The following is a 17,687-nucleotide window of genomic DNA, read 5'->3' on the forward strand; positions in this document are numbered from 1 at the left end:
TCTTTCGGAGGTGGCGTTCAGGCCACGGTGAGTATCACGTCGGCAAGGGCGGGGGCGAGGTCGCGTTCGACCACGGAGGCGGTCACGAGCTTGCGCTCGCCGTCGCTCCACACGCGTACCCGGAGCGTCTCGCCGGGATAGACGACGCCGGCGAACCGTGCCCGGAACCCCGCGACGCGCGTCGCGTCGGCGTCGAGCAGGTGGTCGGTCACCGCCTTGCACACGATTCCGTAGCTGCACAATCCGTGCAGTATCGGTGCGGGAAATCCTGCTGCGGAGGCGAATTCGGGGTCGGAGTGCAGCGGGTTCCGGTCGCCGCAGAGGCGGTAGAGCAGCGCCTGCTGCGGGAGCGTCGGAACGTCGAACTCGGCGTCCGGCGCACGTTCGGGGATCGCGACCGATTCGGACGGTCCGCGTTCCCCGCCGAAGCCGCCTTCACCACGCGCGAAGATCGACGATCGTGCGGTCCACAGGGGAGTGCCCTCGAGGTCCTCTGTCACCGATTCCTGGATTATCACCGCAGCTCTGCCCTTGTCCCACACCTCTGCGATCCGGGTGACGGTGCGACCCTTCCCCGAAGCGGGGATGGGTGCGTGCACGGTCACCTGCTGGCTACCGTGGACGACCTTGGCGAGATCGATCTCGATCCCGGGGAACGACACGCGTGGCGGCTCGATCTGGTGGAAGGTCGCGGCCACGGTGGCGAAGGTGGGGAGCACCTGCGGGTCCTTGTCCCGGAGGTACCGGAGTTCCCCGGCATCGGTGGGGCGGGAACCGGCGCCGATGCCGAGGTTGTAGAGCTGGACATCGTTACTGTTCCACTCGAATTCCTGGGCGGGCAGTTCGGCTCCGACGGCGACCGAGGGGTCGATGGGCACGGGCGGTTCCTTTCGTCGACTCGGACTCGGGATGGGCGTGGGGTCACACGGTGTCGGCGGATTCGCGTAGGTCGTCGCGGGTGCGGTCGAGGATGTCGAGGGCCGCGAGATAGCCGAACGTCATCGCCGGCCCGATGGTGGCGCCGGGACCGGCGTAGGTGTGGCCCATGACGGGTGAGCTGACATTGCCGGTCGCGTAGAGGCCGTCGATCACGCCGCCGTCCTCGCGCACGACCCGGCCGTGGACATCGGTGACCAGCCCGCCCTTGGTGCCGAGATCGCCGGGAACCACCGTGAAGGCGTAGAAGGGCGCCTTGTCGACCACGCCGAGACTGGGATTCGGCTTGTTGCGGGGATCCCCGTAGTAATGGTCGTAGTGGGATTCGCCGCGCCCGAAATCCTCGTCCTTGCCGGCCCGCGCGAATCCGTTGAAACGTTCCACCGTCTCGGTGAGTGCGTCGGCCGGTACGCCGATCTTCTCGGCGAGTTCACCGATGGTCGCGGCCTTGACGAGCACACCTGCTTCGAGCCAGCGGCGGGGGAAGGGGGTTCGGGGGGTGATGCCGGCGAAGGTGTAGCGGTCGCGGTAGCGCTGATCGAGGATCAGCCAGCTCGGGATGTTCTCACCAGGGCCCTCGCCACGTCCGTGCGCCCCGCCGTACATCGCGTGGGTGGCCTCGACGTACGGCGCCGACTCGTTGACGAAACGCTTGCCTGCGGCGTTGACCATGAGACAGCCGGGAAGGCTGCGCTCCGACAGGGCGAACCACGGGCCGCCCGTGAGGGTGAAGGACGGGCCCCACCACGCGTCGTCCATGAAGTCGACTGCCGCACCGAGCTTCCGGCCGGCGAGGATGCCGTCTCCGGTGTTCGCTTTGGCGCCCACCGTCCATTCCGTGCCGATCGGCCGGCGCTGGTACTTCGCGCGCATCTCGGCGTTGTGCTCGAAACCACCGCTCGCGAGGATCACGCCCTTGCGTGCGCGGATGATTCGTTTCTCACCGCCGCTGAGGACCTCGACGCCGCGCACGGTGCCGTCCTCGACGACGAGGTCCGTCAGCGCGGTGTCGAGCAGGAGCGGGACACCGGCGTCGCGCAATCCGATCCGCAGACCTGCCATGAGGGCCTGCCCTCGGACGAGAAGATGCTTCCTGGTCAGATTCGCCCAGACGAACCGCGCGCCGACGCGTGCGGCCCGCAGCGGCCCGCGGGGATTGCGCATGAGCAGGTTCAGCCACTTGTAGTCGGCCTGGGTGATGACGAAGTTCTTGGGAGCACGCGCATAGTCGGGCTCGAGGAGTTCGAGGTCGTCGCCGAGGCGCCGCCCGTCGAAGGGCGTCGGTTCCACCGAACGCCCGCCGGGTCGTCCGCCGGGAGCTTCGGGGTAGTAGTCGGAATAGCCCGGTACCCATTGCAACTCGAGCGCGCTGTGTTTCAGGACGAAGGAGAGCATCTCCGGCCCGCGATCGATGTAGGTGTCGATCTTCTCGGCGGGGACGTCGTCGCCGATGATGCTGTGCAGGTAGGTACGCGCGGCTTCCGGGGTGTCGTCGACCCCCGCCGCTTTCAGTGCGTCGTTGTTGGGGATCCACACGCCGCCGCCGGAGCGTGCGCTCGACCCGCCGTAGCGCGGAGCCTTCTCGATCAGGACCACGTCAGCGCCCTTGCGGGCAGCGGTGATGGCAGCGGTCATTCCGCCGGCACCGCTGCCGACGACAACGATGTCGTACTCCTGCTTCGTCATGTAGAACACGTTATAGAAATGGGGGTGAGGAGTCCATCCCCGAAAACGAAGAGTCCTGGAGGTGAAGCGAAAACGCGACGGCGCCGTCGCGTAGACGGCACCGTCGCGGGTGGAGCGGGTTCTCGGGCCCCGTTACGCCGGGAAGGTGTGGGGGACGGGCAGGCTTCCGTCGAGCACGGCCTGATCGATACTCGCCTGAAGCCGGGGGCAGCCTTCCCGTGGCGTGATGGACGATCCGCGGGTTGCGGCGCTCTCGCGGAAGGTCGGGCACACGTCGTCGGGATCGTCCTGCCACTGGACACTCGTGTGCGACAGGCTGTGCTTGCGCACGAGAACGCACGTGCCGCACTCGCGGCACCGGACCTCGTGTTGCCCGGATTCGAGATAGTTGATCTTGTCGATCGCGGTCTGCGCCGCGATGGCTTCGGCCCGATCGGGCCATTCGGCGAAGTTCGGGGACTTCGCCCATCTGCCCTGCCGGGCCGAAGCATTCATCGTTACACCTGCGCTTCCTGCTTGCCCTGGTCCTGCTCGCGCTTCGTGCGTGCGAGATTCTCGGCGACTTCCTTCTCCCAGGCCTCGTTGGCCTTGGCGGTGTCGACCTCGAATTCGAACCGATCGGTCATCTTCTCGGTGACGTCCGCGACGTCGACATAGAACTGCTCGTACCAGCGACGGAGCTGGTAGACAGGGCCGTCCTCCTCGCACAGGAGGGGATTCTCGATCTTGGTCTTGTTCTTCCAGATCTCGACGTCCTGGAGGAATCCTTCGCCGATGCCCTCGGTGAGCTTCGCGGCGAGTGCGTCCGACTGCTCCGCCGACATGCCTGTCGGCTTCTTGACGATGATGCCGTACTGGAGCATGAAGGAGTCGTGCGTGATCGGGTAGTGGCAATTGATCAGCACGGACTCGGTCCGGTACCCGCCGTAGTTGTTGTTCAGCGGATTGATCATGTAGGACGGGCCGTAATAGGCGGCGTACGACTCGAGGGTCGACTCCATGCCGTACTGCGTCGCCATACCCTTGTCGGGGCGACCCCGGGTGTTGAGATACTGCTCGGCGATGTGACCTTCGAAGACGTTCTTGAAGAACGTGGGGAAGGCGTAGTGGATGTAGAAGAAGTGCGCCATGTCGACGACGTTGTCGATGATCTCACGGCAGTTCGAACCCTCGATCCGGATCTGGTTCCAGGTCCAGTCCGTCCATTCGTCCGAGCCGTACTGCTCGATCTCCGGAACGGTGACCTCCGGAGGCGGAGGGTTGCCCTCGGGGTCGTTCCACACGAACAGCTGGCCGTGCCGCTCCATGGTGGTCCACGAACGCGTACGGGCCAGCGGAGGCACGCGCCGCGAATAGGGGATCTCGGTGCACTTGCCGTTACCACCCCAGCGCCAGTCGTGGAACGGGCACGCGATCGAGTCGCCCTTGATCTCGCCCTGCGAAAGGTCGCCGCCCATGTGCCGGCAGTACGCGTCGAGCACCTTCAGCTCACCGCTGCTGTCGGCCCACACCACGAGCTTGGTGCCGAACGCCTCGATCGGGTGGGGTCGGCCGTCCTTGAACGTGCGGCTGAGTCCGAGGCAGTGCCAGCCCCGCGCGAAACGTGTCCGAACCTCTCCGACGTCGATCTCGCGAATCTGTGCCATGTCCGCTCACTCCCCTTTCGGAAATCTTCCTAGAACACGTTATAGAAGTTGCCACCTCAGGGGAAGGGTTCGAGGACTTTGGTCCCTGAAAGAAGATCGCCTACCAGCGCAACCCGCCTCCCTCGACACGAATAGGAACATGTTCTAGTCTCGGTGCAAGCGATCAATTCCTGAACAGACGGGAGCGTCCAGTGGGTGACCACGACAGTCACGAGGTACTGCAGCGGATCGACGCTCTGCTGCCCACGCTGCGCGAACGGGCGCAGGAAGCCGAGAATCTGCGCCGGGTCCCCGACGACTCGATCAAGGAACTGCAGGAGGCCGGCTTCTTCAAACTTCTGCAACCGGCCCAGTGGGGCGGATACGAGGCCGATCCCGTCACCTTCTACACCGCCGTTCGCAACATCGCGAGCGCCTGCGGATCCACCGGATGGGTCTCCGGCATCATCGGTGTCCACAACTGGCATCTCGCCCTGTTCGCACAAGAGGCCCAGGAGGAGGTCTGGGGAGAGGACACCGACGTCCGGATCTCCTCGTCCTACGCACCGATGGGCGCCGGTGAGGTCGTCGAGGGCGGCTACAAGGTCAACGGTGCGTGGGCCTGGTCGTCGGGCTGCGACCACGCGAGCTGGGTCGTGGTCGGTGGGCCGGTCATCAAGGACGGCCGGCCCGTGGACTTCGGCAGCTTCCTGATTCCCCGTTCGGAATACGAGATCGACGACGTGTGGCACGTGGTGGGGTTGCGCGGCACCGGCTCGAACACCGTAGTGGTCAAGGATGTCTTCGTCCCCCGGCACCGCTTCCTGAGCTTCAAGGCCATGAATGATCTCGCCTCGCCGGGCCTCGAGCGCAACACTGCACCCGTGTACAAGATGCCGTGGGGAACGGTGCATCCCACGACCATCTCGACGCCCATCGTCGGGATGGCCTACGGCGCGTATGCCGCGCACGTCGAGCACCAGGGCAAGCGTGTCCGGGCGGCGTACGCGGGTGAGAAGGCCAAGGACGACCCGTTCGCGAAGGTGCGCATCGCCGAGGCGTCGAGCGACATCGACGCGGCGTGGCGCCAATTGTCCGGCAACGTCGCCGACGAGTACGCCTATCTGGTCGCCGGCGAGGAGGTTCCGATGGAACTGCGCCTGCGCGCACGTCGCGACCAGGTCCGCGCGACCGGCCGTGCCATCACCTCGATCGATCGGCTCTTCGAGAATTCCGGCGCCACGGCCCTTGCGGACGGCACACCGATCCAGCGTTTCTGGCGCGACGCGCACGCGGGGCGGGTGCACGCCGCCAACGACGCCGAGCGCGCGTACGTGATGTTCGGTGCCGCCGAGTTCGGCCTGCCGATCACCGACACGATGGTCTAGGAGTGGATGTGACCGCGATCGACGAGATCACCTACGAGTCCACCTCCCGCTTCGCGCAGGTACGGGACGACCTCCGGATGCACTACCACGAGGCCGGCGTCGGGAACGACACCACGATCGTCTTGCTCCACGGCGGCGGTCCGGGTGCCTCGGGCTGGTCGAACTTCTCCCGCAACATCCCGGTCCTCGCCGAGAGGTTCCACGTCATCTGTGTGGACCAGCCCGGCTACGGCAAGTCGGACAAGCCCACCGAGCACCCCCAGTATTTCGTGCACAGTGCCACGGCCCTGCGCGACCTGCTCGACCATCTGGGCATCGAGCAGCGTGTGCACCTGCTCGGCAATTCGCTCGGCGGCGGTGCGGCGGTGCGGTTCGCGCTCGACTTCCCCGACCGCGCCGGACGTCTCGTGCTCATGGGGCCGGGCGGCCTGAGCGTGAATCTGTTCGCACCCGATCCGACAGAGGGCGTGAAGAACCTCGGCCGGTTCGGTTACCAGCCCACGCGTGAGAACCTCGAGGCGTTCCTGCGGATCATGGTCTTCGACCAGTCGCTCATCACCGACGAACTGCTCGACGAGCGTTTCGCCGCAGCGAGCACTCCGGAGTCGCTCGCCGCGGCGAAGTCCATGGGCAAGTCGTTCTCGGGCCCCGATTTCGAACTCGGGATGCTCTGGCGCGATGCCTACAAGCTCCGACAACGTGTGCTGCTGATCTGGGGACGCGAGGATCGCGTCAATCCGCTCGACGGTGCACTCGTCGCCCTGAAGATGATCCCGCGGGCGCAGCTGCACGTCTTCGGTGGGTGCGGGCACTGGGCGCAACTGGAGAAGTTCGACGAATTCAATCGTCTGACAGTGGATTTCCTCACGGACGGAGTCGAGTAGATGAGTATCCGATCACTGGCATATCTTCGGATCGGCGCCACCGATCTTCCCGCCTGGCGCGAGTACGGGCTCAAGGTTCTCGGCATGGTCGAGGGCAAGGGCGTCGATTCGGATGCGCTGTATCTCCGGATGGACGATTTCCCCGCGCGGCTGGTGATCGAGCCGCACGAGACCGACCGGCTGCTCGTCGCAGGCTGGGAGACCGCGAATGCCGCCGATCTCCAGCAGGTCCGCGACAGTCTGTCGGCTGCGGGCGTGCCGTTCAAGGAGGGCACCGCGGAGCAGCTCGCCGACCGCCGTGTCGACGAACTGGTCGTCTTCCAGGACCCGTCCGGCAACACGCTCGAGGCGTTCCACGGCGCCGCGCTCGAACACCGGCGGGTGGTCAGCCCGTACGGGCACCGCTTCGTCACGGGTGAGCAGGGACTCGGGCACGTCGTGCTCTCCACGCACGACGACGAGGAGTCCCTCCGCTTCTACCGCGACGTGCTGGGCTTCCGTCTGCGCGACTCGATGCGGCTTCCCCCGCAGCTCGTCGGCCGGCCCGCCGACGGTAAGCCGGCCTGGCTCAGGTTCTTCGGATGCAATCCGCGCCATCACAGCCTCGCCTTCATGCCCATGCCCACACCGACGGGCATCGTGCACCTGATGATCGAGGTCGAGAATTCCGACGACGTCGGTCTCGCCCTGGACCGGGCCCTGCGCAAGAAGGTCAAGATGTCCGCGACGCTGGGCCGGCACGTCAACGACAAGATGCTGTCCTTCTACATGAAGACCCCCGGCGGCTTCGACGTCGAGTTCGGCTGCGAGGGATTGCAGGTCGAGGACGAGGACTGGATCGCCCGGGAGTCCACCGCCGTGAGTCTGTGGGGTCACGACTTCTCGGTGGGAATGCAGTAATGCCCGCGCTCGGTGGTGGTTCCGGGACCGGAGACGGCACCGGGATCGACCCGAAGACGTTCCGTACCGTCCTCGGGCAGTTCTGCACCGGCATCACGATCATCACCACCGTCGACGACGGTGCGCCGGTGGGTTTCGCGTGCCAGTCGTTCGCGGCGCTGTCCCTCGACCCACCACTCGTGCTGTTCTGCCCGACGAAGCAGTCACGGTCGTGGTCGGCCATCGAACGGTCGGGAAGGTTCTGCGTCAACGTCCTCGCCGAGGAGCAGCAGCAGATCTGCGCACGGTTCGGTTCACGTGAGCCCGACAAGTTCGCAGGAATCGACTGGGCACCGTCGCCGCTGGGCTCACCCGTCCTGAGCGGGTCGCTCGCGCACATCGACTGCACCGTCGAGAGCGTGCACGACGGGGGAGATCATCGGGTGGTGTTCGGCCGCGTGTCCTCGTTGAGCGAGGTGGGCGACGAGAAGGAACGTCCCCTGTTGTTCTATCGCGGTCGGTACACCGGTATCGAACCGGAGAAGACTGCCCCCGCGCCGTGGAGGGACGATCTCGAGGCATTCCTCACTTCGGTCACCGAGGACACCTGGTTGTAAGGCCGGAGCCGGGTGCTCCCCGTGGGGGCACCCGGCTCCGTGCGGCAGAGGGGACGGTCAGGAACGGGGGGTGTCGCCGCCGTCGTCCTCCGTTGCCTCCTCGTAGTACTCGGTCGTCACCACGCGCCGGACGAGTCGCGGCTTGCGTGGCCGCTGCGCGTCCGCGCCGCCCGAACCGGTGGTGTCGTCTCCGGCGGTCGGCGTGCCACCTGCCGGCGACGGGGAATGTGCGGGGCCGGTCGGGCCCGGTCCGACGATCTCCTGGTCGGATCCCGTGTCCGCGGCCGAGTGCCGGGGAGTGCCGCCGGCCGGGTCACCGGGGCCCGGGGATATCGAGCCGGTTCCGCCCGGCACGGAGTGGCCGAGCGGAGCGTCCCGCTGCCCTTCGCTCGGCCGGTAGTCGCCGGCGATCTCCTCGCGGGCGAAGTCCGCGGTGGGGGCGTGCGACTGTCCTGCCGCAGGCGGTGCGGGGGGTGTGTGCGGCTGTCCTGCGGTGGGGGCGTGCGACTGCCCTGCGGTGGGGGCGTGCGACTGTCCTGCGGTGGGCGGTGTGGGGGTTCCGTACGTCTCGCCGGTGTGCGGTGCGCCGGTGTCCCTGCCGGTATCGCCACCGGCCGGGCCGCTCCTGCCGGCCGCACCCCCGGTGTCGCCGGCTCGCCGGTAGTAGCGATACAGTTCGTCCTCTTCGAGCGGGGTGAGCTCGCCGTTCTCGTCGATGTTCGGGGCGCCGGTGATGGTGTCCTTGTCGTACGGCAGGCGTACGCCCGAGCTGTCGAGCTCGGCCTCGTCGATGGGAGCGAAGTGCCGGCGCGTCCCGAACAGACCCGTGACGACGGTGATCCATGCGGGCCGGCCCGTGTCGTTGTCCAGGTACACCTCTCCGACGCGGCCGAGCTTGTCGCCGTCGGGGCCGTATGCGGTGGCGCGCGAGAGGGTGTCGATGTCGTCGTTGCTGATCATGATGTCCTCGTCCGTGGGCGATGCAGCTTCCTGCAGTGCGGATGCCCTCGCCTACGAGCAGTGAAACGCGCACCGGGGTGCTCACCGTTGCGCCGCCTTCCGCAGCGTGTTATCCATATTGTCAACAATCCGACAACAGGTCGCGGGATTCGCGTCTCCCGGCCGTGCGGAAGGACCGTCATGACCGGACTGTCGCCCCGCCTGGTGCAGGCCACGCCCGTCACCGTCGAACACGCCGAGGGGTGCTACGTCCACGGCACGGACGGCCGCCGCTATCTCGACTTCACCGCAGGTATCGGCGTGACGAGCACCGGTCACTGTCATCCTCACGTCGTCGAGGCGGCCCGCCGGCAGGTCGGCTCGCTCATTCACGGGCAGTACACGACGGTGATGCACCTGCCCCTGCTCGAACTCACCGAGCGGCTCGGTGCCGTGCTGCCCGAAGGGCTGGACTCGTTGTTCTTCGCCAACTCGGGCAGCGAGGCCGTCGAAGCAGCACTGAGGCTGGTGCGTCAGGCGACCGGGCGTCCGAACGTCGTCGTCTTCCACGGGGGGTTCCACGGCCGTACCGTCGCCGCAGCCACCATGACCACCTCGGGAACCCGCTTCTCCGCGGGTTTCTCGCCGCTGATGGGTGGTGTGCACATCGCGCCTTTCCCCACTGCCTACCGCTATGGCTGGTCGGAGGACGAGGCGACCGATTTCGCACTGCGCGAACTGGATTATCTGTTCGCGACCGTCTCGGCACCCGGGGAGACCGCGGCCTTCGTCGTCGAACCGGTGCTGGGCGAGGGCGGTTACGTGCCCGGGAACGCGCGATTCTTCCAGGGCCTGCGGCAGCGGGCCGACGAGCACGGCATCCTGCTCGTCTTCGACGAGATTCAGACGGGCTTCGGTCGAACCGGAAAGTTCTTCGGCCACCAGCACTTCGGAGTGAGCCCTGATGTCATCACCATCGCCAAGGGGCTCGCGAGCGGGTTTCCACTGTCGGGTATCGCCGCCTCGGAGGAACTCATGGCCCGTGCCTGGACCGGCTCGCAGGGCGGAACGTACGGAGCCAACGCGGTCTCGTGTGCGGCGGCGGTGGCCACACTCGACGTGATCGAGAAGGAAGGACTCGTCCACAATGCAGCGGTGCGCGGACGCGAACTGCTCGCGGGTGCGCGCGAACAGGCGACCGACGCCGTCGGGGATGTCCGGGGGCTCGGTCTCATGGTAGGTGTCGAGTTCACCACCGACGGTGCGCCCGACCGGGACCGGGCGACGGCGGCGCAACAACTCGCAGCACGAAAAGGTCTGCTGTTGCTGACATGTGGCGCGTTCATGAACGTTGTGAGGATGATCCCGCCGTTGATCGTCACCGCACGGCAGGTCGAGGACGCACTCGGGATCTGGTCCGAGGTTCTCGCCGAGATCTCGTAGACGCAAACAGGAGGGTGCATGGCCCGCTACATCACGATCGGCCTCGACAAGCGCGGCGTCACCTGCCGCGCGCGACTTCTCGACTCCGATGCTCCGCTCACCTGTGAAGCGGTGTGGAACGCGCTGCCGCAGAGCGGTTCTGCCTTCCACGCCAAGTACGCCCGCAACGAGCTGTACACGCTGGTGCCGCGGATCACCGCGGCACCGCATCGGGAGAATCCGACGGTGACCCCGATTCCCGGCGACGTATGCCTGTTCGACTTCGAGGCCTGGGAGATCGGTAATCCCGCATACGGTTACGAACCCGGTTCCGCGGCTCATGCCGCACAGGGGGCGACCGATCTCGCGTTGTTCTACGGGCGGAACAACCTACTGCTCAACGGTGATGTGGGCTGGGTTCCGGGGAACGTCTTCGCGACGATCGAGGACGGTCTGGCCGAACTCGCCGTCGCATGCAACGACCTCTGGATCCAGGGCGTGGTCGGGGAGACCCTGAGCTTCGCTCGCGCATAGGTGCGGTTCGCACTCGTTGGACTCGGTGCGGTCCGCACGCGTTCAACTCAGTGCGTACTCGGCGAATCTCGCCACGGCGAGCAGCAGGTCGTCGGAATGCCGCGGCCCGATGATCTGCAGACCCACCGGCAGTCCCGCCGAGGTGGTCCCCACGGGGATGCTGATGGCGGGTTGCTGCGTGAGATTGAAGGGATACGTGAACGGCGTCCACTGGGGCCACGAGGTGGCCGTCGAACCCGGGGGCACATCGTGGCCGGCCTCGAAGGCGGGAATCGGCACCGTCGGCGTGAGCAGCACGTTGTATCTCTGATGGAAGATCCCCATCGTGATGCCGATCGACGCGGCGACCGCACGCGCTTCGAGGTAGTCGACGGCTCCGAGGCGTTCACCGTGCGCCCACACGTGTCCCAGTCCCGGGTCCACCTTGTCGCGTGCTCCCTCGGGAAAGGACTTCAACATCGTGGCAGCGCCTGCCGCCCACAGGTTCTCGAACGCCTCGAGTGGGTCGTCGAAGCCCGGGTCGGCTGTGGTCACCCGGAGCCCGGCCTCGTCGAGGATTCCGACCGCACGGTCGACGATCGCGCCGACCTCCCGGTCCACGCGCACGTAACCGAGGTCCTTCGAATAGGCGACGTCCATCCCCACCACTTCACGATTGAGGCCGCCGCGGAAGGTCGCGAGCGGCGGCGCCAGCGCGGTGGGGTCGCGGGGGTCGGGCAGAGCGAGGATGTCGGTGAGCAGCGCCGCGTCCTCGACGGTTCGCGTGATCGGTCCGGCATGCGCGAGCGGGCCGAACGGGCTGGCCGGGAAGATCGGGATCCGGCCGTGGGTCGGTTTGAAGCCGACGACACCGCAGAAGGCGGCGGGGATACGGATGCTCCCTCCGCCGTCCGTACCCACCGAGCAGGGGCCGAAGCCGGCTGCGACGGCCGCGGCACTGCCCCCGGAGGATCCGCCGGCCGTTTTCGTCGGGTCTGCGGGATTGGTGGTGATGCCGTGCAGTGCCGAATCCGTCACCGCCTTCCAGGCGATCTCGGGAGTGGCGGTCTTGCCCACCAACACCATTCCGTCCTCGCGCAGGCGGGCGGCCACCGGGCTGTCGACATTCCAGTCCTGGTCCTCGTCGACCGCTTGCGAACCGCGAAGGGTGGGCCATCCGTCGGTGAGGAAGACGTCCTTCACCGAGATCGGCACTCCGTCGAGGAGTCCTTTCGAATATCCTGTCCGCCAGCGGTGTTCTGATGCACGGGCCTGGTCCACTGCCTTCTCCTCGTCCACGAGGCAGAAGGCATTGATCTCGCGGTCGTGCTGCGTGATCCGTTCGAGCACGGCTTTCGTCGCCTCGACGGGGGACAGTTCACCGGAGGAGTACGCCGACACGAGTTCGACGGCGGTCATGTCTGTGGGCTCCATCGGGGGCCTCCTTGTCGTCGGGCGCTGTCGACCCTCACGCGCCGGGCACGTAACCCAGTTTCTTGTCCACCACGTTCCGTAACGGTTCGCCGGCGAGCCGACGGGCGAAGTTGTCGGCGAAGACGTCCACCAGGGCATCGCGCCACCCGACGACATCACCCGAATTGTGAGGGGTGATGACGACGTTCGGCATGTCCCAGAGTGGATGGTCGTCGGGGAGTGGTTCGATGTCGAGTACGTCGAGCGCGGCGCCGGCGAGGGTACCGGAGCGTAATGCCTCGACGAGGTCGTCGGTGCGCACGAGCTCGCCGCGTCCGACGTTGACGAATCGCGCTCCGGGCTTCATGGCGGCGAACAGCCGCGCGTCGAAGAGGTAGCGGGTCTGCTCGGTGAGAGGTGCGGCGACCACGACGAAATCGGCATCGGCCAGCGCGGCCGGAAGATCGGAGGTCGCGGTGACGATCCCGAAGTCGGGGTCGTCGTGGCGGGGCCGCCGGCCCGATCCGCGGACGCGCATGCCCACCGCGCCGAGCAGCCGGGCGACGGCGCGGCCGATCGGGCCCGTGCCCACGACCAGCGCGGAGCGACCGGCGATCCGTTCCGACTCCCGATGCTTCCAGATGTGACCGTCTTGCAGTCGCAACGATTCGGGGATGTCCTTGGCGAAGGAGAGTATCTGGGCCAGAACGTATTCGGCGATCGCGCCGTCGAAGACGCCGCGCGAGTTGGTGACCACGACGTCGCTGTCGCGCAGGGCGGGGAACATCAGGGCGTCGACTCCCGCCGCGGCGACGTGGATCCATTCGAGGGAGCGGGCCGCGTGCCACGCGTCCGGTAGGGCGTCGGACAGGAAATCGTAGGCGAACAACACCTCGGCACCGTCGAGCGCGGCTGCCAGCCCGGCGCGGTCGGTGTAACGGACGGTGGCGTGTTCGGCTACCGGAGCCATCCGGGCCCGATCGGGCACCGCTTCGGCATGAAGCACTGCCACGACCGGTTTCGCGTTCACGTTGACACCGTATGGGTGCCTCGTATTATTGTCAACAATCTTCAAGGCTGGGGACCTGCGACGGAGCCGAGGGGCCGTATGGAACTGAACATCCCCGAATTCGAGGGGCCCCTGGCACAGCGGGGGATAGGGGTGATCGCACCGTTCGATCTCGCACTCGAACGCGAGTTGTGGCGGTGGACGCCGCTCGAGGTGAGCCTGCATCTTGCGCGCACGCCGTACGAACCGGTGCCGGTCAGCAGGGCCATGGCGGAACTCGTGTCCGAACGGCGTCACCTCATGACCGCGACCCGCGACGTTCTGCATGTGGAGCCGGAAGTCGTTGCCTATCTTTGCACTTCGGGGAGTTTCATCAAGGGGATCGACTACGAGCGCACGCTGTGCGAGGCGATCTGTGAGGCCGGTGCGGCCTGTGCGGTGACGACCTCCGGGGCGTTGCTCGAAGCGTTGCGTCACCTGGAGATCACCACGATCTCGGTGATCACCCCGTACGACGCCGAATTGACCTCGTTGCTGCACGAGTTCCTGCGTCAGGCAGGCGTCGGAACTGCTCGCTCCATGCATCTGGGTCTGGGCGGCGGTATCTGGAAGGTGAACTACCGGACCATCGTCGAACACATCATGGCGGCCGATACTCCCGAGTCCGAGGCGATCTTCGTCAGTTGCACCAACTTGCCGACCTACGACGTGATCGCCCCGCTCGAGCGCGAACTGGGCAAGCCGGTGCTCACGGCCAACCAGTTGACCATCTGGGCGTGTCTCGGACGGATGAAACTGCCGATGAGCGGACCGGGCCGATGGCTGAGGGGAGTCTTCTGATGCAGCGTGAGCAACGTCCTGTCACCGTGGGGATCGTGTATCCGGATCACGCCGCCGAGGACGACTATCCCTACGCCGCAGATCTGCTCGGCGTCGCTCTGCCCGTCGCGCACATCTACGGCACCGATCTGCATGCGGTGCCCGAACTTCTCGATCTCGGCAGTCCGGCGAGACTGGCCGGCGGTGTGGCGCAGTTGGCGGGGCGGAACCTCGACGCGCTGGTCTGGGCCTGCACCTCCGGCAGTTTCGTGTACGGACCGGAGGGTGCACGTCTGCAGGTCGAACAACTCGCGCGTGCCGCCGGAGATGTTCCCACGACCAGCACCGGCATCGCCTTCACCGAGGCCCTCCGTGCTCTCGGGCTCTCCCGGGTCGCGGTCGCGGCGAGCTATCCGCGCGATGTCGCCGAACTGTTCGTCGCCTTTCTCGCGGCGGGCGGGACGGAGGTGGTGTCGCTCGCCGACGCCGGGATCGACACGGCCGCCGAGGTGGGAACGTTGCCGGAGGATGCCGTGATCGAGTTCGTGGCGTGCAACGATCGTCCCGATGCCGAGGCGCTCGTGGTGCCCGACACCGCGATGCACACACTGCGCATCCTCCCCGAGCTCGAGAAGAGGATCGGCAAACCGGTGCTGACCGCCAATCAGGTCACGGTCTGGCACGGGCTGCAGTGCGCCGGATATACAGTGATATGCCCGGATCTGGGCTCGCTGTTCGAGGAGGATGCCGATCATGGTGCTCGGTGATCTGGGAGATCTACGTCCTGTCACCCGGCCGTCCACGGCCGAGCTCATCGCCGAGCAGATCAGGTCGGCGATCGTCCGGGGCGCACTCGCGCCCGGAGCGCAACTGGGAGAAGCCGAGCTCGCGGCACACTTCGAGGTGTCGCGCGGACCGCTGCGAGAAGCCATGCAGCGGTTGTTGTCCGAGGGGCTGCTCTACAGCATTCGCAACCGCGGGATCTTCGTCACCGAGCTCACCTTCGACGACGTCGTCGACATCTACCGCAGCCGCCGGGTGATCGAGGGTGGCGCACTCGAACTCGTCCTCGACGGACGTCGTGAGTGCACCTGGCAGGAACTCGGGTCCGCCGTCGACGAGATGCGCGACGCGGCGCAGCGCGGTGATGCTGCCGGAGTCTCGGACGGCGACCAGCGGTTCCACGAGATTCTCGTGGAGAGTGCGGCGAGTCCCCGCCTCGTGCGCGCCGCACGCACCCTGCTCGTCGAGACGAGGATGTGCCTCGGTGCGTTGCAGACGACCTATCCGGATCTGCACGTGCAGGTCGACGAGCACGTGGTGTTGCGGGAGGCGATCCGTTCCGCCGAGCCCGACCGTGTGCGGCGACTGCTCGACGAGCACCTGCACGACACGGTGGACCGGCTGCGCGGGTATCAGGACGCCGACGGAGTGATCGCGTCGCGGTGAGCCCCGCCCGCCGGTCGTGCCACGGGTGGGGCGAACGAGGGCAGTGCCGTCGAGACGATGTACTCTGCTGCCCGCTCCGCCGGTAGCCGCCCCGCTGCGACTTCGGTTGCGGCGCAATGCACCAGGCTGTGAAGGACGGAAACCAGCCAGGACGACGGCAGGTCGGTGCGGAAGACGCCTTCGGCGCGGCCACGATCGATGAGCGCGGTCACGCGAGCGAACAGGCCGTCGTGTGCGGCGCGGACGTCCTCGGCGGGAAGTGCCTGCTCGGCGGCTGCGAGGAGCGCCCCCGCATCGGCGGTGAGCGACCAGGAACCCGCGACCAGGCGGCCGAGGGCCTCTCGTGGATCACCGGTCAGGTCGATCCGGTCGAAGGCCTCCTCCGCGTCGGCGAGTGCACGTCGCACCACCTCCGCGACGAGATCGGCGCGGGTAGGGAAGTGGCCGTAGAGCGTGACGCGGCCGACGCCGGCGGATCCGGCGATCTGCCCGATGCTCGCGTCCGGGTCGCGGCTCAAGACGGCCCGGGCGGCGTCGAGGATCGTTTCGATGTTCCGTTCGGCGTCCGCGCGCCGCTTGGTCCGGGGAGACGTCTCGTGGGTTGTCACCGGGTCCTCCTCTTGTCGAACAGTGGTGTTCAGGTTACGCTGGTCAATAAATCGAACACTACTGTTCAACTTAAGGGGAGTGCCATGACGAGTTCCGGTATCCGAGCTGGTGCGATCCCCGTCGAGCACCCCGCGAAGGGTTCTGCTCTCGTACGGTCGGTACTGCGCCGCTGGCCGAGCCTCGTCGGTGTGGCCGCGGCTGTCTTCCTCCTCGCCGGCGGTACCGATTTCCCGGCGGTCCTCACGGGGGCAGCGCTCGTCTACCTCGGCGCGGCCCTGCTGGGGCGTCGCGGATCGGCGTGGCCGCTCTTCCTCGGCACCGTCGTGGCACTCGTGGCCGCACAGCTCGTTGCCGATGCTCTCGGCGTACCGCTCGAGGTCACCGTGCTCATGCTCGCGCTCGGTGTCGCCGGCGCCCTCTACGCGGCCGTGCGCACACCGGCGGGCCGGGCGATGATCGTCGGGCCGTCGGCCGTGGCCATGCTCGGCTTCGGTGCCGTCGGGGTCGTTGCGGTCCTCGCCACTCCTGTCGTGGGGGGAGTGATCGTCGGGCTGGGCCTGCTCGGCCACGCCGCCTGGGATTACCGGCACTTCCGCCGGAACACGGTGGTCTCGCGCTCGCTGGCGGAGTTCTGCGGTGTGCTCGACACCCTGCTGGGTGTGGCGGTCGTCGTTCTCGCCGTGACGGGTGCGCTCTCCTGAGCGGGGGAGCCGATCAGACGGGGGCAGCGTCGCCGAAGGTCATTCTCAGCTCCGCGATGGTCGACGTCGCGATCGCGCGCTTCGGAAGGTCCAGGCTCCGCAGTTCCTCGGCGATCGGGTGGTGCCCGAGCCGCAGATCCGCTCCGCCAAGGCGGGCCCGGACCCCGGCGGGGTTCATGTCCCAGGTCGTCCGGCGGGTCACGCCATCGAGGTGCGAATACGCCGCGAGCGATGCCGCGATCCCCTTTCCGGGAACGGGAATTCCCGGGGCGATCGTCAGGTCGGCGATAGCTTCGCCGTCCGCGGAGACCGAACCCCGCCGGGTAGCGCTGTGATGATCGGTCTCGAAATCGGCCAGGGACTTGGGGAAACCCCAGATGCCGCGTCCGGCGGCAAGAGTGAATTCGCCGTCGACGGGCAGGCGATGGATGAGTGCGCCGGCACCGCCCGTGACCAGGCTGCGCAGATCCTGCACGACGGAACCGCCGGGCCGTTCGTGATCGCGGACGAGGAAGCACACCCCGAACTCGTTGTACGGTCCGAGATCACCGTCGACGTAATCGACGAACACGAGAGTGCAGATCCCGCGGCCCGGCCGGAACTGCAGGATCTCCAGCCCGGTGGGGTCGGCCAGCTCCTGTGCGGCCTGTGCCGGAACGGAGAACATCGCCATGAACGCCGTCGCGGTACGCACCTGCACCGGCATCGCGATCTGTTGTCCGAGGACCTGATGCGTGATCGTCTCGCTCATCGCTGCCCTTTCGGGATGGAACGTGCGTACTCCGACAATGAGAACAC

19 protein-coding genes are annotated in these 17,687 nt (G+C 67.1%); 10 read left to right on the top strand and 9 right to left on the bottom strand.

Features of this window, described 5'->3' with window-relative positions:
* Positions 1 to 17: 17 nt before the first annotated feature.
* The 4 genes from MOM01_RS17370 to MOM01_RS17385 form a co-directional block, all read right to left on the bottom strand.
* The gene (locus tag MOM01_RS17370; protein ID WP_241386682.1) at positions 18 to 878 is read right to left on the bottom strand and encodes a MaoC/PaaZ C-terminal domain-containing protein; all 861 of its coding nucleotides are present in this window, start codon (positions 876 to 878) and stop codon (positions 18 to 20) included.
* 43 nt (positions 879 to 921) lie between these two features.
* Positions 922 to 2,622: a 3-oxosteroid 1-dehydrogenase gene (kstD, locus tag MOM01_RS17375; RefSeq protein ID WP_241386683.1), complete on the bottom strand. Its 1,701-nt coding sequence runs from the start codon at positions 2,620 to 2,622 to the stop codon at positions 922 to 924.
* 132 nt (positions 2,623 to 2,754) lie between these two features.
* Positions 2,755 to 3,117, bottom strand: a complete 363-nt coding sequence (locus MOM01_RS17380; RefSeq protein ID WP_241386684.1) for a hypothetical protein — start codon at positions 3,115 to 3,117, stop codon at positions 2,755 to 2,757.
* 2 nt (positions 3,118 to 3,119) lie between these two features.
* Positions 3,120 to 4,268, bottom strand: coding sequence for a Rieske 2Fe-2S domain-containing protein (locus MOM01_RS17385; RefSeq protein ID WP_241386685.1), 1,149 nt, complete (start codon positions 4,266 to 4,268; stop codon positions 3,120 to 3,122).
* 191 nt (positions 4,269 to 4,459) lie between these two features.
* On the opposite strand from MOM01_RS17385, the gene hsaA reads away from it, so the two are divergent.
* Genes hsaA through hsaB form a run of 4 tightly spaced genes read left to right on the top strand, consistent with a single transcriptional unit; the run spans position 4,460 to position 8,015 of the window.
* Positions 4,460 to 5,635 carry a 3-hydroxy-9,10-secoandrosta-1,3,5(10)-triene-9,17-dione monooxygenase oxygenase subunit gene (hsaA, locus tag MOM01_RS17390; protein ID WP_241386686.1) on the top strand — a complete coding sequence of 392 codons (1,176 nt, stop codon included), beginning with the start codon at positions 4,460 to 4,462 and terminating at the stop codon, positions 5,633 to 5,635.
* A gap of 8 nt (positions 5,636 to 5,643) precedes the next feature.
* Positions 5,644 to 6,519, top strand: a complete 876-nt coding sequence (hsaD, locus tag MOM01_RS17395) for a 4,5:9,10-diseco-3-hydroxy-5,9,17-trioxoandrosta-1(10),2-diene-4-oate hydrolase (RefSeq protein WP_241386687.1) — start codon at positions 5,644 to 5,646, stop codon at positions 6,517 to 6,519.
* Entirely contained in the window at positions 6,520 to 7,419 is a 900-nt protein-coding gene (gene hsaC / locus MOM01_RS17400) for an iron-dependent extradiol dioxygenase HsaC (protein WP_241386688.1), read from the top strand.
* Positions 7,419 to 8,015, top strand: coding sequence for a 3-hydroxy-9,10-secoandrosta-1,3,5(10)-triene-9,17-dione monooxygenase reductase subunit (gene hsaB, locus MOM01_RS17405; RefSeq protein WP_241386689.1), 597 nt, complete (start codon positions 7,419 to 7,421; stop codon positions 8,013 to 8,015). Before hsaC ends, hsaB begins: the two co-directional genes overlap by 1 nt.
* Before the next feature lie 57 nt (positions 8,016 to 8,072).
* Here hsaB and MOM01_RS17410 read toward each other — a convergent pair whose 3' ends face one another.
* Complete coding sequence (locus MOM01_RS17410) at positions 8,073 to 8,975, bottom strand: PRC-barrel domain-containing protein (protein ID WP_241386690.1); 903 nt, start codon at positions 8,973 to 8,975, stop codon at positions 8,073 to 8,075.
* Between the two features lie 180 nt (positions 8,976 to 9,155).
* Between MOM01_RS17410 and MOM01_RS17415 the strand changes: the two genes are divergently transcribed.
* Positions 9,156 to 10,397, top strand: coding sequence for an aspartate aminotransferase family protein (locus MOM01_RS17415; RefSeq protein WP_241386691.1), 1,242 nt, complete (start codon positions 9,156 to 9,158; stop codon positions 10,395 to 10,397).
* A gap of 18 nt (positions 10,398 to 10,415) precedes the next feature.
* Complete coding sequence (locus MOM01_RS17420; protein WP_241386692.1) at positions 10,416 to 10,910, top strand: DUF3830 family protein; 495 nt, start codon at positions 10,416 to 10,418, stop codon at positions 10,908 to 10,910.
* A 42-nt stretch (positions 10,911 to 10,952) separates the two neighbouring features.
* On the opposite strand, the gene MOM01_RS17425 is transcribed toward MOM01_RS17420, so the two are convergent.
* Both MOM01_RS17425 and MOM01_RS17430 read right to left on the bottom strand, forming a co-directional pair.
* Positions 10,953 to 12,323 carry an amidase gene (locus MOM01_RS17425; protein ID WP_241386693.1) on the bottom strand — a complete coding sequence of 457 codons (1,371 nt, stop codon included), beginning with the start codon at positions 12,321 to 12,323 and terminating at the stop codon, positions 10,953 to 10,955.
* Positions 12,324 to 12,357: 34 nt separating this feature from the next.
* Positions 12,358 to 13,272 carry a D-2-hydroxyacid dehydrogenase gene (locus MOM01_RS17430; protein ID WP_277609910.1) on the bottom strand — a complete coding sequence of 305 codons (915 nt, stop codon included), beginning with the start codon at positions 13,270 to 13,272 and terminating at the stop codon, positions 12,358 to 12,360.
* Between the two features lie 138 nt (positions 13,273 to 13,410).
* Between MOM01_RS17430 and MOM01_RS17435 the strand changes: the two genes are divergently transcribed.
* The 3 genes from MOM01_RS17435 to MOM01_RS17445 are packed head-to-tail and all read left to right on the top strand — an operon-like array spanning position 13,411 to position 15,579.
* The gene (locus MOM01_RS17435) at positions 13,411 to 14,151 is read left to right on the top strand and encodes a maleate cis-trans isomerase family protein (protein WP_241386695.1); all 741 of its coding nucleotides are present in this window, start codon (positions 13,411 to 13,413) and stop codon (positions 14,149 to 14,151) included.
* A complete protein-coding gene (locus tag MOM01_RS17440) occupies positions 14,130 to 14,897 on the top strand; it encodes a maleate cis-trans isomerase family protein (RefSeq protein ID WP_241386696.1) in 768 nt (255 codons plus the stop codon). Before MOM01_RS17435 ends, MOM01_RS17440 begins: the two co-directional genes overlap by 22 nt.
* Positions 14,884 to 15,579 carry a GntR family transcriptional regulator gene (locus MOM01_RS17445; RefSeq protein WP_241386785.1) on the top strand — a complete coding sequence of 232 codons (696 nt, stop codon included), beginning with the start codon at positions 14,884 to 14,886 and terminating at the stop codon, positions 15,577 to 15,579. The genes MOM01_RS17440 and MOM01_RS17445 overlap by 14 nt, the downstream gene beginning before the upstream one ends.
* Here the strand turns inward: MOM01_RS17445 and MOM01_RS17450 are convergent.
* Positions 15,546 to 16,187: a TetR/AcrR family transcriptional regulator gene (locus MOM01_RS17450; RefSeq protein ID WP_241386697.1), complete on the bottom strand. Its 642-nt coding sequence runs from the start codon at positions 16,185 to 16,187 to the stop codon at positions 15,546 to 15,548. The two genes, MOM01_RS17445 and MOM01_RS17450, sit on opposite strands and share 34 nt — an antisense overlap.
* 84 nt (positions 16,188 to 16,271) lie before the next feature.
* Between MOM01_RS17450 and MOM01_RS17455 the strand changes: the two genes are divergently transcribed.
* Positions 16,272 to 16,889: a hypothetical protein gene (locus tag MOM01_RS17455; protein WP_241386698.1), complete on the top strand. Its 618-nt coding sequence runs from the start codon at positions 16,272 to 16,274 to the stop codon at positions 16,887 to 16,889.
* A 13-nt stretch (positions 16,890 to 16,902) separates the two neighbouring features.
* On the opposite strand, the gene MOM01_RS17460 is transcribed toward MOM01_RS17455, so the two are convergent.
* Positions 16,903 to 17,640: an acetoacetate decarboxylase family protein gene (locus MOM01_RS17460; RefSeq protein ID WP_241386699.1), complete on the bottom strand. Its 738-nt coding sequence runs from the start codon at positions 17,638 to 17,640 to the stop codon at positions 16,903 to 16,905.
* Positions 17,641 to 17,687 lie beyond the last annotated feature (47 nt).

The organism is Rhodococcus sp. CH91, assembly GCF_022554085.1.
Lineage (GTDB): Bacteria > Actinomycetota > Actinomycetes > Mycobacteriales > Mycobacteriaceae > Rhodococcus.